This window comes from Klebsiella sp. BIGb0149, assembly GCF_004362605.1.
GTDB classification, from domain to species: Bacteria; Pseudomonadota; Gammaproteobacteria; order Enterobacterales; family Enterobacteriaceae; genus Klebsiella; species Klebsiella terrigena.
In genome coordinates this window covers 59,937-73,791 of record NZ_SNYG01000012.1, presented here as the reverse complement: position 1 = coordinate 73,791, position 13,855 = coordinate 59,937, and the positions used below count along the sequence as shown (strand labels likewise).

At 56.2% G+C, this 13,855-nt stretch carries 13 protein-coding genes and 1 pseudogene; 1 reads left to right on the top strand and 13 read right to left on the bottom strand.

What is annotated here, in order from left to right; translation table 11 throughout:
* Positions 1 to 49: 49 nt before the first annotated feature.
* The 5 genes and pseudogenes from EDF75_RS26055 to EDF75_RS26035 form a co-directional block, all read right to left on the bottom strand.
* Positions 50 to 1,091 (bottom strand): annotated as a pseudogene (locus EDF75_RS26055) (ABC transporter permease).
* Between the two features lie 37 nt (positions 1,092 to 1,128).
* Positions 1,129 to 2,118: an ABC transporter permease gene (locus EDF75_RS26050; protein ID WP_133601378.1), complete on the bottom strand. Its 990-nt coding sequence runs from the start codon at positions 2,116 to 2,118 to the stop codon at positions 1,129 to 1,131.
* Complete coding sequence (locus tag EDF75_RS26045; protein ID WP_133601377.1) at positions 2,111 to 3,643, bottom strand: sugar ABC transporter ATP-binding protein; 1,533 nt, start codon at positions 3,641 to 3,643, stop codon at positions 2,111 to 2,113. Before EDF75_RS26045 ends, EDF75_RS26050 begins: the two co-directional genes overlap by 8 nt.
* Before the next feature lie 2 nt (positions 3,644 to 3,645).
* Positions 3,646 to 4,632: a substrate-binding domain-containing protein gene (locus EDF75_RS26040; RefSeq protein ID WP_133601376.1), complete on the bottom strand. Its 987-nt coding sequence runs from the start codon at positions 4,630 to 4,632 to the stop codon at positions 3,646 to 3,648.
* Positions 4,633 to 4,691: 59 nt separating this feature from the next.
* Complete coding sequence (locus EDF75_RS26035) at positions 4,692 to 5,522, bottom strand: DeoR/GlpR family DNA-binding transcription regulator (protein ID WP_133601375.1); 831 nt, start codon at positions 5,520 to 5,522, stop codon at positions 4,692 to 4,694.
* 366 nt (positions 5,523 to 5,888) lie between these two features.
* On the opposite strand from EDF75_RS26035, the gene EDF75_RS26030 reads away from it, so the two are divergent.
* Positions 5,889 to 6,173: a hypothetical protein gene (locus tag EDF75_RS26030; RefSeq protein ID WP_133601374.1), complete on the top strand. Its 285-nt coding sequence runs from the start codon at positions 5,889 to 5,891 to the stop codon at positions 6,171 to 6,173.
* Between the two features lie 202 nt (positions 6,174 to 6,375).
* On the opposite strand, the gene EDF75_RS26025 is transcribed toward EDF75_RS26030, so the two are convergent.
* The 8 genes from EDF75_RS26025 to EDF75_RS25990 all read right to left on the bottom strand — a co-directional run bounded on the left by EDF75_RS26025 (position 6,376) and on the right by EDF75_RS25990 (position 13,328).
* Entirely contained in the window at positions 6,376 to 7,062 is a 687-nt protein-coding gene (locus EDF75_RS26025) for a D-lyxose/D-mannose family sugar isomerase (RefSeq protein WP_133601373.1), read from the bottom strand.
* Entirely contained in the window at positions 7,059 to 7,976 is a 918-nt protein-coding gene (locus EDF75_RS26020; RefSeq protein WP_133601372.1) for an ROK family protein, read from the bottom strand. Before EDF75_RS26020 ends, EDF75_RS26025 begins: the two co-directional genes overlap by 4 nt.
* Before the next feature lie 48 nt (positions 7,977 to 8,024).
* Positions 8,025 to 8,885: a ketose-bisphosphate aldolase gene (locus tag EDF75_RS26015; RefSeq protein WP_133601371.1), complete on the bottom strand. Its 861-nt coding sequence runs from the start codon at positions 8,883 to 8,885 to the stop codon at positions 8,025 to 8,027.
* Between the two features lie 81 nt (positions 8,886 to 8,966).
* Positions 8,967 to 9,818 carry a class II fructose-bisphosphate aldolase gene (locus EDF75_RS26010; protein ID WP_133601370.1) on the bottom strand — a complete coding sequence of 284 codons (852 nt, stop codon included), beginning with the start codon at positions 9,816 to 9,818 and terminating at the stop codon, positions 8,967 to 8,969.
* Between the two features lie 11 nt (positions 9,819 to 9,829).
* Positions 9,830 to 10,921 (bottom strand): PTS fructose transporter subunit IIC, encoded by a 1,092-nt coding sequence (locus EDF75_RS26005; RefSeq protein WP_133601369.1) that lies wholly within the window; start codon positions 10,919 to 10,921, stop codon positions 9,830 to 9,832.
* A gap of 22 nt (positions 10,922 to 10,943) precedes the next feature.
* Complete coding sequence (locus tag EDF75_RS26000) at positions 10,944 to 11,258, bottom strand: PTS fructose transporter subunit IIB (RefSeq protein WP_039080096.1); 315 nt, start codon at positions 11,256 to 11,258, stop codon at positions 10,944 to 10,946.
* A gap of 19 nt (positions 11,259 to 11,277) precedes the next feature.
* Positions 11,278 to 11,748, bottom strand: a complete 471-nt coding sequence (locus EDF75_RS25995; protein ID WP_133601368.1) for a PTS sugar transporter subunit IIA — start codon at positions 11,746 to 11,748, stop codon at positions 11,278 to 11,280.
* A 26-nt stretch (positions 11,749 to 11,774) separates the two neighbouring features.
* Entirely contained in the window at positions 11,775 to 13,328 is a 1,554-nt protein-coding gene (locus EDF75_RS25990; protein ID WP_133601367.1) for a BglG family transcription antiterminator, read from the bottom strand.
* Positions 13,329 to 13,855: the final 527 nt, after the last annotated feature.

Genomic DNA, 13,855 nt, shown 5'->3' with positions numbered 1-13,855 from the left:
AAAGCAGAGAGATTGAAAATACGTGTCGTTAGTTCATCAAAAGGCAGGTCTAGGAGCGCGCCGCCCGGGCTTTTTCCGCGCTCAGCCTGCTCGCCCGCTTTTGCATATAGCGGGTGCGGAAGAATCGGAGGCCAAGAACCACAATCAGCACCGCGCCCCACATCGCCAGGCTGAAATGCGGGCTGACGTTCAGCAGGTTCAGGCCGGTTGAAATCACCTGTAAAACCACCAGCGAGAGCACCACGCCGCTCACCCGGCCGAAGCCGCCGAACGGATCGGTACCGCCGAGAATAATCGCCAGCACGGTGAGCAGCAGATAGGAGTCGCCGTAGCCCATGCGCGCCGAGTTAAAGCGCGCCATCATCACCAGGCCGGCGATCACGCAGAGCATACTCGACAGTACGTAGATAGCGATCAGCACCCGGTGGGTATTCACGCCGCTGAAGTGGGTAGCGTTGATGTTGCTGCCGCTCATGTAGATATATTTTCCCAGCCGGGTGCGTTCGAGGAATACCGCGATCAGCACCGCCGTGGCCAGAAAGATAATCAGCGGCACCGGGATGCCGAGCAGGGTATCGGCGCCGATATAGCGCACGATATCAGGCATCCCGCTGATGGCCGCACCCCGGGAAAGGTAGATGCCAACACCGTTCACCATCGTCATGGTGGCCAGGGTGACCAGAATCGGATGGGCGCCGATATAGGCCACCAGCGCGCCGGTCAGCATGCCGATGGCCATCGCCAGCACCATGGCGCCCACCAGGGGCCAGGGTCAGCCATACCGCCTGCAGACCGAGGCTGGCATCCGGCGGCAGATAGGTGAGAAATACCCACGCCATCAGCAGGCTGGTTAAGTTCGAGGTGGCGATGATGCACAGGTTCAAGCCGCCGCTGAGGATCGGAATAAACATCGCCAGCGTCAGCAGCCCCAGTTCCGGCAGCTGGAAAGCCACGCTCAGAAAAGTCGAGTCGCTGAAGAAGCGCCCAGGCAGCGCCAGACTGAAGCCGATAATGACCACCAGCAGCAGTAAACTCAGCCCTACCGTGGTGCTATCCACTTTGAAACGTAGCCCTGTACCGCTGGCGTTCATTTTCAGCCCCTTAGTTTTGCTTAACATTGCAGGTTCCTCATGCGAATCCGACATCGGTTTCTTTGCGTTTTTTGTAGTGCGTAACGGTGATAGCCACTACGATCGTCATGCCGATGACAACGTTCATGAAGTAGTTGGAAACGCCCACCAGGTTGAGGCCGTTCTTTAAAATGCCGATCAGGAAGACCCCCATCAGGGTACCGACGACGCTCCCCTTACCGCCGTTCAGGCTGGCGCCGCCGAGAACTGCCGCCGCCAGGACGTCAAGCTCGCCTCCAACCAGCGCATTCGGCACCACCTCCCCCACGCGATAGACCTGCACCAGGCCCCCGATGGCGGCCATCGCGCCGAGATAGCCGTAGGCAAACAGATGCAGCACGCCGACGCGAATGCCGATGCGTCGCGCCGACTCCTGGTCGCCGCCGACCGCAAACAGCTGGCGGCCAAGATGGGTTTTATTGAGCAGAATCCAGGTCAGGGCGGCGACGGCCAGCATCACCACCAGCGGCAGGCCGATCTGATAATGCCGGTCACCAATGTTGAATGGCAGCACCTGGAGCGGGGTGACCAGCCAGCCCGGCAGGTCGTACAGGCTGGTGCCGTTGGTGAACCACATCAGCATGCCGAACAGCAGCGACTGCATGCTGATGGTGACGATGATCGACACGATGCGCAGACAGTAGATAAGCACGGCGTTAATCATGCCGAAGAGGGTGCCGATGGCGATCGCCAGTAAGATCGTGCCGCTCGGGCTGGCCAGTCCGTAATGAATCACCAGCGTCGCAATGATGTACTGCACGACCGAGGCGACGGCGGCGAAGGAGATATCGATCCCACCGGTGACCAGCACCACGAACAGGCCGAGGGCAAAAATGCCGCTGACCGCATAGCTTTCCGACAGGTCCAGCAGATTTTGCAGCGTCAAAAAGCGATCGCTTAACAGCGAGAACGTGACGATCAGCGCCACCAGCACCCAGGCCAGGTAGCCCTCGTTGGTGGACGGACGTAACCGGTTGAGATTAAGCATTGACCGCCTCCGCAAGCTGTTGTTGGTTAATCATGGCGGGCAGGTACTCGCCTTTTACCGTTCCTTCGCTAAAGTGCAGGACGCGATCGCAATTGAAATAGACCTCCGGCACTTCGTCGGAGATCAGCAGGATCGAAATCCCCTCTTCCGCCAGCTGGTGGATCAGCTGGTAGATGCTGGCCTTGGCGCCGACGTCGACGCCCACCGTCGGCGAGTCGAGGATCAGAATCTTCGGCTGGGTCAGCACCCATTTCGCCAGCACGATTTTTTGCTGGTTGCCGCCGGACAGGGTGGAGATCGCCTGATCGGGGCTGGCGACCTTGACCCCCAGCTTTTCGATCCAGCGCTGGATGATTTTATTTTTGCGGTATTCGTCGATCAGATGAAAACGGCTGCGCAGCCGATCCATAATCGCCAGCACCGTGTTATCGCCGACCGACTGCTGCTGGATAAGCCCCAGCGTCAGGCGGTCTTCTGACACGTAGCCAATCCCCGATTTAATAGCGTCTTCATGTCCGCGAAAGCGCACCGGTTTACTGTCGAGGTAAATTTTGCCGCTGTCCGGGCGGGTCATGCCAAACAGGCTCAGCGCCAGCTCGGTACGCCCTGAGCCAAGCAGCCCGCACAGGCCAAGCACTTCGCCGGCGTGCAGCTTAAAGCTGACGTCGCGGTACTGGCCCGCGCGGCTCAGCTTGTCCAGCTCGAGCATGATCCGCCGATCGTTCTGGTTGGCGGCCTTCAGGCGGTAGTCCAGCTTGAGGCCGGTCATCAGTTCGGTGAGACGTTCGCTGCTGACCTCCGCCGCCGGCCAGGTGCCGACGCGCTTACCGTCGCGAATCACGGTCACGCTGTCGGAAATCTCCAGCACTTCGTCCAGGCGATGGCTGACGAACACCACGCTGATACCTTTATTCTTCAGATAATGCACGGTGCGCAGCAGCTGGTTGACTTCGGTACGGGTCAACGACGCGGTCGGCTCATCCATAATGACCAGCCGGGCATCGGCCACCAGCGCGCGGCAGATGGCCACCTGCTGGCGCTGGGCTATCGGCAGCGAGGAGACTTTAGCGTCGAGGTCCAGGCTGTAGTTCAGCTCGCTGAGAATACGCCTGGCGGTGTCGCGCAGGCGCGATGGGCGATACCAGCCCATCAGCCCGTGCAGGTTATGATCGAAGGCGATGTTTTCCGCCACGCTCAGGTTCGGAAAGAGCGACAGATCCTGGTAAATCACCTGGACGCCAAAGCCGCGCGCCTGTTCCGGGCTAAGCCGACTGAATGTTTGGGTGTGGAAGTTCTTATCCGCGAGGGTGATGGTGCAACCGTCATCCGGCTGGTAGACCCCCGAGATAATCTTAATCAACGTACTTTTGCCGCAGCCGTTGGTACCCGCCAGGCAATGCACTTCACCGGGCATAAGCTGCAGAGAGATATCATTCAGCGCGCGCTGACCGCCAAAGGTCACCGACAGATTCTGCACAGCAATCAGCGGCGTCGTTTGGGTTGCGAAGATCCCGGAGATCGCCATCGTTACAGCCCCATTTTCACCAGTTTTGGCAGGTTCGCCTTGTCGAGACTTTCGGTTTTGTTCCCGAGGATGGTATGGGTGGTTTCGTCAACCTTCACTTTACCCATCCCTTCGATATCCATGCCGTCAACGATCGGCTGGCCTTTGGAGATCATGCTCGCCATGCGCACGAAGACTTCGCCGGCCACCATCGGGTTCCAGATATAGCCGCCGTTGATCGCCCCGCTGTTAACCAGCGCGATCCCCTGTCCCGGGCTGAACGAGCCGTAGACGCAGATATCGCCATTCTTACCGCGGTTCTGCACCGCCCGGCCGGCGCCGATCGGGCCCTGCGAACCGATCGCCAGAATGCCCTTCAGATTTTGATCTTTCGACATCAGGTCGTTGGTGGTGCGGATGGTGTCGTCAAGGGATTCGCCGACGCCAAACTTATCGCCAAGCTGGTGCATATTTGGGTAGTGCGCTTTCTGGTAATCGATCGCCGCGTCGGCCCACTTCTGATGCAGCGGCACGGTCAGGCTGCCGACGTAGACCGCATAGTCCCCGCTCTCTTTCATACACTTAGCGAGGGCGATCATGTGGTTAATACCGAGCTGGGCGGCATCAACCATTTCGAAGTCCCAGTTGGCGTATTTCTGGTTCGGCGACTCATGGGTAATCACTTTGATACCGGCATCGCGAGCGCGTTTCAGCACCGGCTCCAGCACCTTCGCGTCATTCGGCACCACGCCGATAATGTCAACTTTCTGGGCGATCAGGTCTTCAATGGCGCGAACCTGCAGCGCCGGATCGTCGCTGGTGGGGCCGACCTGCCATGCATCGATACCTTCCTTCGCCGCTTCGCTTTTAATCCCGGCTTCCATCGCGTTGAACCAGGCGTTGCCGCCCACTTTCACCACCACGCCCATGCGGATTTTGTCGGCGGCATGCGCCGCTGCTACGGACAGCACAGCGGAAGCTAACAAACAGGCCAGTACAGACTTTTTCATGTAGTTTCTCCACAGATGTTCAACTTATTCCGCAATCACCGGGCGAGAAGGCGCCGGCGCTACGGCTGTTTTTTGGTTTTCTTGTGTAGGGGTAAAGGAGCAACGTCAATCACGTTGACGTTGCTCCAGGCCAGCTCCTGTCGAAACTCCTCATCATCCAGACGATCGGTAATCAAAGTGTCAATTTCCCGGTAGTGGCATATCCGCGCAAACGAACTGCGACCGAATTTACTGGCATCCGCCAGCAAAATTTTGTGTTCTGAAGAGAGCAGCATTTGCTGTTTTAAACGCGCGTGGTGCTCGTTGCTTTCTCTGATCCCCCCCTCATGGCTGATGCTATGGCAGGAGAAAAACAGTTTGTTAATGGCAAACTCTTTCAGCATCTGCTCGGCATACACGCCGATAAAATCTTCATATTTGGCCGAGTACTCGCCGCCGAGACCGATGGTTCTGACGTTAGCTTTCGCCGCCAGCGCCTGGATGATATGCAGCGAGTTTGTCAGCACCACCAGCGGGATATCCGGCAGCTGCCGCGCCAGAAACCAGCTGGTTGAACTACTGTCGAGCAGCAGACAATCTCCCGGATCGATAAACTGCAGGGCCCGCTTCGCGATGCGCGTTTTACTGTCCGGCGACTGATTGCTGCGCTCGCGAAAAGACTCCCCCTGTTCGATCTGCGACGGAACGTACTGCTTTTCCGCGTGCTGGTGCTCGACGAACACGGCGCCCCCGTGGCTACGCACCAACAGTCCGCGCTTTTCCAGCAGAGCCAGATCGCGTCGCGCCGTCTCCAGCGAAATCTGGCACAGTTCGGCAACCTCCTGGACCAGGATTCGCCCGCGCTGGGCGAGGACTTCAGTAATAAAGCGGTGGCGTTCTACAGGCAGCATGTTTTTTCCTCTTGCCGATGTTTAATAGAATACGCAGGCCGTGGAATACGGAATGCGGGCTTCCTCAAAAGCGACTGCGTCCGCCCGGCGCGGCGCGGGTCATGTGATATTTGTCAAAAAAAGCGATGAATAGATGAAATGTTAAATGCGCGATCTGTGGCGCCAGTGGCAATAAATCGTCGAGCGGTCAATAAATGAACAGAAATAATTTTGCAAACGGTCACAAATCCTCGCGGCCATAATTGACCGATAATGACCGATTACGAGGAAGTGACCGTTTAGCGGGAAAATTTTAGCGGGAAAATGGACGGCGGGCTGTCGCCCTACTGCGGCAGAAACCGGCGGCGGCAATCGCGCCGCCGGATAATGGCGCTGTACAGTCGCCGGGTGCAGATAGAGCAGAACTTCCGGGATGAAAAAAGCCCGCGCTTCGGGTTCGGACTGAGGCTGGGCCGCAGCCAGGGCAAGGGACGTCTGGCGGTACTAAGCGTCGTGGCGGCCATGGCGAGTCTGGGGATGTGGCAGGCAGGATGTCTTGCGGAGAAAAAGCAGCGCCACCTGCGCTATCAGGCAAACAGTATAAAAGACAAAAGGAGCCTGCCTTATGTGAGGCTGGCGGTTGAGGTTCTGCGGATGAGTCCGGAATACTGAGGCGGCTGAATGTCGTTAATACACTGAAAACGTTAGGTAAAGAGTACAGTAATATGGTCATGGGGAACTGACCATATTACTGGGGATCTCTCAGCCCTGAGGGAGAGGGAGAAAAAGCGCTGTCGCATCAGGCACCGAAACCCGCTGGCGCGTCGGTACGATGCGTAGCCCGGATAAGGCGTTTACGATGTATCCGGGAAAATCAGGTCACATTCAAACGATCGTATTCGTTGCATAACAACCACTTCACGGGCTCATCCTCCTCGATGGCCGGGAAACGCCCGCCGGGTTCGAGGAAATGGTTATCGCGCTTATCGTTATTGACCATCGAAATCTCCCAGCCGAGCACAAACGCTTTCTCGGCCCAGAAACGGTGATACAAACGCGGCGGCAGGCACACACCCTGCCCCGGTTTTAACACCAGCGTCTCGCCGGGCTTAAACGTACGTCGCCGCCCGTCCACGCTCACTTCAACCGTGAGCCGCTCATCAAACAACGCCTCATCCGTCGCCCAGCCGAGCTGCATACACAAATCGCCGCCGCCCCGGTTCAGAATGTCTTCCATCTTATGAGTATGAAAATGCCACGGCGTCTGCTGCTCCTGCTGAATTTGCAGCATCTTTTCGGCATACGGCTTCGGGTACGCGCTCGAATTCAGCGCGCCGTTACGCAACGTCAGCAGCGTCAGGCCAATCTTGCCGAAATCACCCCGGCCAAAATCGGTGATGTCCCAGCCCAGTTGCAGATCCAGCACCTCACACCACTCCTCCAGCGGCTGCTTTCGCCAGGCATCGGCGGTAAAAAACGCAAACTCCGGCAGGCACACCCGGAACGTCTCGGCGATGGCATGGGCTTTATCAATGGCATAGTTAATCTGTGAACGTTTCATTCTGTTCTCCCGGTTCGAATGGCGAGCCAGGCAGCGCCGCGCATACCGCTGCTGTCGCCGTGATGGGCTTTCACGATGGGGGTAGAAAAATGATCGGTAAAAACGAAGGGGGCCACGTCAGCGTCCAGGTTCGCGATAAGCAACGCCGCATTCGACAGCCCGCCGCCAATCACAATCACGCCAGGGTCGAGCAGGTTCACCACCGTTGCCAGCGTACGGGCAAGCTGCTGGCGAAACCGCGCCACCTGCCGTACGGCATTAGGTTCCCCCTGCTGTGCCAGCGCCACAATCACATCGCCCGACAGATGTTGCCCGCTAAGAAGCTGATAGCGCTTACTGATGCCCGTTCCCGAGACAAACGACTCCACGCAGTTGTCTTTGCCGCAGTAACAGCGTGCTGGCGGCCCGTCGTGCCGCTCGCTGTAACCCGGCAGGGTGATATGCCCGCACTCGGCGGCATTCCCCCACGTGCCAACGAACGGCTGGCGATTGATGGCTATTCCGCCGCCGCAGCCGGTACCGAGCGTAATGCCAAACACCACTTCATGCTGCAGCCCTGCACCGTCGCAGGCTTCCGACAAGGCAAAGCAGTTGCCGTCGTTCGCCATCACCACCGTCTGCCCCAGTAATTGCTGGAGATCCGTCTGCAACGCACGGCCATTAATCACCTGAATATTCGAGTTCTTAATCAGCCCGCTCAGCGGCGAGACGCTGCCCGGCAGGGCAATCCCGGTCATCATCGACTGTTGCCTGTCATGGCGAATCTGGTCGATAAAGGCGACCACCGATTCCACAAACTGCGAATAGCTCGCTTTTATCGTCGGGCAGCGATAACGGGCCATTTCCCGCCCCTGCGCATCCATCACCACCGCCGCGATTTTTGTGCCGCCGATATCCAGCCCCAGGTAGTCCATATCCCTTTCCTTGTTGCGAAAGAGGCGGGCGAACCCGCCTCGATGGCCTTAGTAGAGTGACGCTTTCCCGGTCGATCCAAACAGCTTCATTTTGTGGCGGATCACATCCCGTGCGGCGTTGATCGCATCCGGATAGATCACATTCGGATCCCACCAGCTTTCTCTGGCGAGGATCTCGCGCACTTTCTGGAAGTAGGCGTGTTTCATGTCGCTGGAAATGTTGATTTTGCCCACGCCCAGAGTCACCGATTCAGCGATTTCCGCATCCGGGTTGGCCGAACCACCGTGCAGCACCAGCGGAATATCCAGACGCCCGGCTATATCGCGAAGAATGTTCATTTGCAGCTCCGGCTGCATCCCTTTCGGGTAAATGCCGTGCGCCGTACCAATCGCCACCGCCAGGGTGTCTGCCCCGGTTCGGGCAATAAAATCTTCCGCCTGAGCCGGGTCGGTATAGGTTACTTTCGACACACCGCCTTCCACGGAGGTGCCCGTCTGGCCGATGGTGCCCAGTTCCCCTTCCACCGAAACACCCACCGCATGCGCCAGGTGCACCACCTCTTTGGTCAGCGCCACGTTCTCTTCATAGGGCAGCAGCGAGCCGTCGATCATCACCGAGGTGAACCCGCACTGGATTGCCCGCAGCACATGCTCGACGGACGCGCCGTGGTCCAGGTGCAGGGTGAACGGTACCGGGCTGCGCATCGTGATATCGCGGACATAGCTGAAAAAGGTATCCCCGACAAAATCGTGCTCGCTGGGGTGGATGGAGATAATGGCAGGCGTGTTGGTGGCTTCCGCTTCTTCCACCACAGCACGGATAAAGCAGCTATCCGCCACGTTGAACGCACCAATGGCGAAGCCGTGTTGGCGGGTGGGTTTCAGTAACTCTTTCATTGAAATTAACATGTTAATTCTCCAGTTTCAGGGTGTAGCAAGCCCTGCCGGTGCGTCGTTGCAGAGGCATATAAGGCGTGACAGAAAAATGAATCAGGCTTTGCCGATGGCGCCGCTGGCCTGCAGATACGGAATAATGACTTCCTCGCTGGCCTGCTCCATGGCCATCAGCACATCCACCAGTTCGCGAGAATTGTCATGACACAGGGTATGCAGCAGCGCGGCTTTACCGGCTTCAAACACCGCGGCACCGACGTTAATCTTGGCGACGCCAAAGGACGGGCAACGCTGCATCTGGTCAAACGGGGTACCGCTGCCGCCGTGCAATGCCAGGGGCACCGTTGATTTGCGGGCCACTTCTTCCAGGCGCTGAAAATCGATGGCAGGCGTGATGCCGGGGGCGTACATGCCGTGCGCGGTGCCGACCGATACCGCCAGCAGGTCAATCCCGGTCTGCTGGATAAACGGCTCAACGTCGGCGGCCTGGGTCATCAGATCCGCATTGGTGGCGTGATCGTAGCGCGGCGCATCGGCCAGATGGCCCAGCTCCCCTTCCACACACAGCCCGGCACTGGCAGCCAGTTCAACCACTGCGCGAGTCTGGCGAACGTTCTCTTCCAGCGGGAAGGCGGACGCATCGATCATCAGCCCGCTGAACCCGGCGCGAAACGCCTGGCGAATGCGCACCGGATCTTTTCCGTGGTCCAGTGCCAGCGTGACCGGCACCGTAGCCTCGTCGGCCAGCGCTTTCACCAACGCCACGGCCACCGGGGCCGGGAAATGGGCCAGATGCCCCTGATACAGGTTCAGGATGATCGGCGCACGGTGTTTCTCAGCAACCTGCACCGCAGCACGGGCGCTTTCGAGATTCATACAGTTGATGGCGAGCAGCGCATAGTGTTCACGCCAGGCTTTGGTCACCATGCTTTTCATATCGGCAAACATAGGGTCTCCGTTTATTCCAGGGTGAAGGTGATCTCTTCGTCTTTCAGCTTTTTCTCGCTGAGTTCGTCAAACTCTTCGTCACGTTCGGTCACCGATTTCTTCCACAGCGACAGCATCACGCCGCAGATAACCGTGCCGATCCCCAGCGCCAGGCAGAACAGCAGCGGATGGGTAAACAGCGGGACCACGAACATGCCACCGTGCGGCACCGGGCTTTCCACGCCCCACACCATGATCAGGCCACCCGCAACCGCCGAGGCCACCACACAGGAGCCGACCACGCGCAGCAGGTCGCGCGCTGCAATCGGGATAACCCCTTCGGTAATCATGCAGATCCCCATCGGGAAGGCGGCTTTCAGCGCTTCGCGTTCAGCACGGGTGTATTTATGGCGCGTCAGCAGGAACGAGAGAGTGATGCCGAACGGCGGAATAATGGAGCCGACAAACTTCACCGCTTCCGGCCCGTATACACCGCTCACCAGCAGCCCGTCGGCGAACAGCGACATGGTTTTGTTCACCGGGCCGCCGAAGTCGAACGTTGCCATCGCCCCGAGGATGGCCCCCATCAGGAAGCGTGAACCGCCCTGCATCGACTCCAGCATGTGGATCAGCGCTTCCTGTAGCCAGCCGATGGGCTTGCCGATCAGGGTCATCATCAGCAGGCCGCCGATAATGGTACTCAGCACCGGCAGCACCATGATGGGCATCAGACCCTGCATCGATTTCGGCAGACGAATATAGTGCTTAAGCAGCAGGACGGTGTAGCCTACCAGGAAACCACCCAGCATCCCGCCGATAAACCCGGTATGAATTTGCCCGCAGACAAAGCCGATAATCAGACCCGGCGCGAATCCGGGACGGTCAGCAATGGAATAGGCAATCGCGGCGCTGATCAGGGGGACAATCAACCCCATTCCCCAGCCGCCAATCTGATTGAGCATCCAGGGGATGGTGCCCGTTTTTTCGCCAACGTTTGTGCCGCCGAGTACCTGGCCGAGGGCAATACAGATCCCTGCCGCCACAATTAACGGAATCATCCACGAGATGCCCGTCAAAAGATGTCTTTTAATTTCCTGCGAAACAGGAACTTTATTTTCACTCATGTGAGATCCCTCCGAATAAGGATCATGCATTAGCTAATGATTTTTCGACCTTTTCAAGAAACTGAACGGGTGATTTGATTACAATTTCGGTCTTAACTCGCACGATGCGTTTATTAATGAAGCGCTCTTCTCCTTTTATTTTGACATCGACCGCAAGAATAACGACGTCGGCTGCGGAAATATCTTCCGCCAGTAACTCATTTTCAGTACCGATAGTGCCCTGAGTTTCCACTTTAATATTATGCCCGAGCGCTTTTGCGCCTTTAATTAACTTCTCGCGGGCAATATACGTATGTGCAATTCCCGCCGTACAGGCAGCGACACAAACAATATTCATAACATGCTCCACTTTTTATTTAGCAAACATCGGATTCAGCATATTGACTAAACAAGTCAATAATCTTTTGTGGACTGCTCTCTTCCAGTAATTGCTCGATAATCTCCTCATCCGCCAGAGCACCCGCCACCTGAGACAGCAGACGGATATGCGTGGTGTTTTGATCTTCAAGCCGTACAGCAAACAAAATAATGCAGCGCACGTTACTGCCATCGAGGGTTTCCCAGGGAATATCGTGGCGTGTGCGCCCAATCGCCAGAGTGGTATTGACCACCGCCGACGATTTTCCATGGGGTATTGCGATATGATTTTCGAAGCCGGTCGACCCTTCTGACTCACGCTGCCAGACATCCTGAATAAACGTTTCCCGGCAATTAATCGCACCGTCTTTTTGCAACAGATCGGTTAGCTCTTCAATTGCCTCCGCTTTATTCGTGGCCTTCATATCTAAAATAACGCGATTCGTATTCAGGATTTTCGTTATATCCATTAATCATACCTCATGGAATTCAGACATTAATGTTCGACGACCAGAGACGTCGCACGATGCAATTTTTCCGTGATGAGCGTTTCCATCACGCGCTTAATATCGGCATCATTAAAGAAGGCGGTGACATACACCACCGACAGGGCAATGGCGGGCAGATTGATCGTCGAGACCACCAACTCAATATCCTCCGTTAGCATTGACGGCAGGCTCCCTGCGGAGACCACGCCTACGATGGTCCAGTCCGGGAAGGCGCGCAGAATGCGGCTTTTCAGCAGGTGCGACGTGCCGATGCCCGTCGAACAGACCAGCAGCACACGCTTGCGGGCAATCTGCCGCTCCATCGCCGCCTGGAAATGCACGGTCAAATAGCCAACTTCATCTTCCGACACCGCCTGTTCGCCCCAGCCGCTGAACACCCGGTTCACCGCGCACTGGGTCAGTCGCCAGACGTCCTGCAGCTCACCTTTGATATCGTCCAGCAGCGGGTTACGAATGCGAATCTGGTAATTAAGACGGTTAATCAACGGCTTAACATGAATCAGCAGCCCGTCGTACAGTGCGATGTCCTGGCTAAAGTCGCTGTCGACCATATCGGCGAAGGTCGCGATAAGCCGGTGGGTAATCAGCCGGGCCTCGTCGCTGGAGTGCATATGGCCAATCACGCTGACGTCGTTATGCTCTTCGATGACCACGCCGGAAGAGATAATGTATTGATAAATAAACCAAACTTCGTCTTCCGGCAGCGGATGGGCAATGCGTGTTTCGATACGCTGAACCATGCGGCTGGCAACGGAAAAGATGTTTTCATCGAAGGCGCTCGCGTTGTCATCCTTTTTCGGCAGCGCATTGCCGCGCGTAATGCGGTACATCATGATCAGAATATGGGTGAAAATATTGACGTAATACGGCTCGCCCAGCGACCAGCAGAGATCGTTTTCCATCTCCTGTAATAATGACTGAACGAATAAAACATCGTCTTCGCCAAAATAATGAACCAGCGCGTTATAACTGCCCGGGTCAAGACGAGAATAGATCATGTCACCTGGTTCGTTATGGTTAATGACGCCGTTAATCAGCGATGCCATTGCCTGGCGAACGCTACTTTCACTGCCTTCGATATGCGTTCCGCTCTGGCTGCGAATCAACGTCAGCCCTAGCGGGGCAATCCAGGATTCAATCACTTTCAGATCATTAACGATGGAAGCGCTGCTGATAAAATAGCGTTCCGACAATTTGCTGATTGACGTTTCATGTGGCGTTTCGCTTAATAATTGTGAGGCTATTTTCACGCGCCGGGAATTGTTCATCATGCCATCGGTATCGTCACCTTCTGCACCCAGCAGCTGATCGAGGTGTAACAGGTCCGTTATATTATCTGCGCTTAACATTACCCCGGCACCGGCACGTTTATTTATGCCGATACTCCATTCTGCTAACCACGGCTCCAGTATGCGTAAATCGCGTTGAATGGTTTTTTCTGAAACATTTAAGTATTCAGCGATTTTTAATAAGGTAATAAATTCCCTTCGAGAGAGAAGGAATTTCAATAATCTGTTTTGTCGCGAGGTAATCATTTGCATTATTTACCCTTACACAGATTAAAAATAATTAAGAAGCTCTGTACAGATAAGCTCCACTTGCAATCCGTGATGATAAATATAAAAGGGCATTGAAATAACGACAATACTAAATCGTGTCCTGCCTTCCGGACAGAGAATAAGACAAGAGTGGGGATCTCAGAGATATTTGCAGCGAAGATCACACTTTTCGCGCTAATTAACGTGATAGCGCTCGCAAATATGGGGAGGATAAAATTTTAAATCAGATAATTCTTTTGTAGATGTCTGGAGGGGGCCCCCAAACCCCGGTAGCGCAACGGTTTATCACCCGCCATGGGCACGGATCGTAGCCCGGATAAGGCGTTCGCGCCGCATCCGGGGTTCAGCGCCGTTGCAGAGCGCAACAGCAATGGAAGTGAGGACGTTAATACGGAAAGAATGAATCCCGCGTAAAAACGAGGAAAAGAATTTCTGGCACACTGTCTTTAAAGGCACTATGAGATCTCTTCTGATTTGTTAGCGCAACCAGTAGATCACACTTTATCGTG

Bases quoted from the DNA above. Each gene is read 5' to 3' on its own strand.
- EDF75_RS26025 (WP_133601373.1), bottom strand. From the start codon at position 7,062: ATGAAACGTTCACAGATTAACTATGCCATTGATAAAGCCCATGCCATC.
- EDF75_RS26045 (WP_133601377.1), bottom strand. From the start codon at position 3,643: ATGGCGATCTCCGGGATCTTCGCAACCCAAACGACGCCGCTGATTGCT.
- EDF75_RS26050 (WP_133601378.1), bottom strand. From the start codon at position 2,118: ATGCTTAATCTCAACCGGTTACGTCCGTCCACCAACGAGGGCTACCTG.
- EDF75_RS26035 (WP_133601375.1), bottom strand. From the start codon at position 5,522: ATGCTGCCTGTAGAACGCCACCGCTTTATTACTGAAGTCCTCGCCCAG.
- EDF75_RS26040 (WP_133601376.1), bottom strand. From the start codon at position 4,632: ATGAAAAAGTCTGTACTGGCCTGTTTGTTAGCTTCCGCTGTGCTGTCC.
- EDF75_RS26030 (WP_133601374.1), top strand. From the start codon at position 5,889: ATGGCGCTGTACAGTCGCCGGGTGCAGATAGAGCAGAACTTCCGGGAT.
- EDF75_RS26000 (WP_039080096.1), bottom strand. From the start codon at position 11,258: ATGAATATTGTTTGTGTCGCTGCCTGTACGGCGGGAATTGCACATACG.
- EDF75_RS26015 (WP_133601371.1), bottom strand. From the start codon at position 8,885: ATGTTAATTTCAATGAAAGAGTTACTGAAACCCACCCGCCAACACGGC.
- EDF75_RS26010 (WP_133601370.1), bottom strand. From the start codon at position 9,818: ATGTTTGCCGATATGAAAAGCATGGTGACCAAAGCCTGGCGTGAACAC.
- EDF75_RS26020 (WP_133601372.1), bottom strand. From the start codon at position 7,976: ATGGACTACCTGGGGCTGGATATCGGCGGCACAAAAATCGCGGCGGTG.
- EDF75_RS25990 (WP_133601367.1), bottom strand. From the start codon at position 13,328: ATGCAAATGATTACCTCGCGACAAAACAGATTATTGAAATTCCTTCTC.
- EDF75_RS25995 (WP_133601368.1), bottom strand. From the start codon at position 11,748: ATGGATATAACGAAAATCCTGAATACGAATCGCGTTATTTTAGATATG.
- EDF75_RS26005 (WP_133601369.1), bottom strand. From the start codon at position 10,921: ATGAGTGAAAATAAAGTTCCTGTTTCGCAGGAAATTAAAAGACATCTT.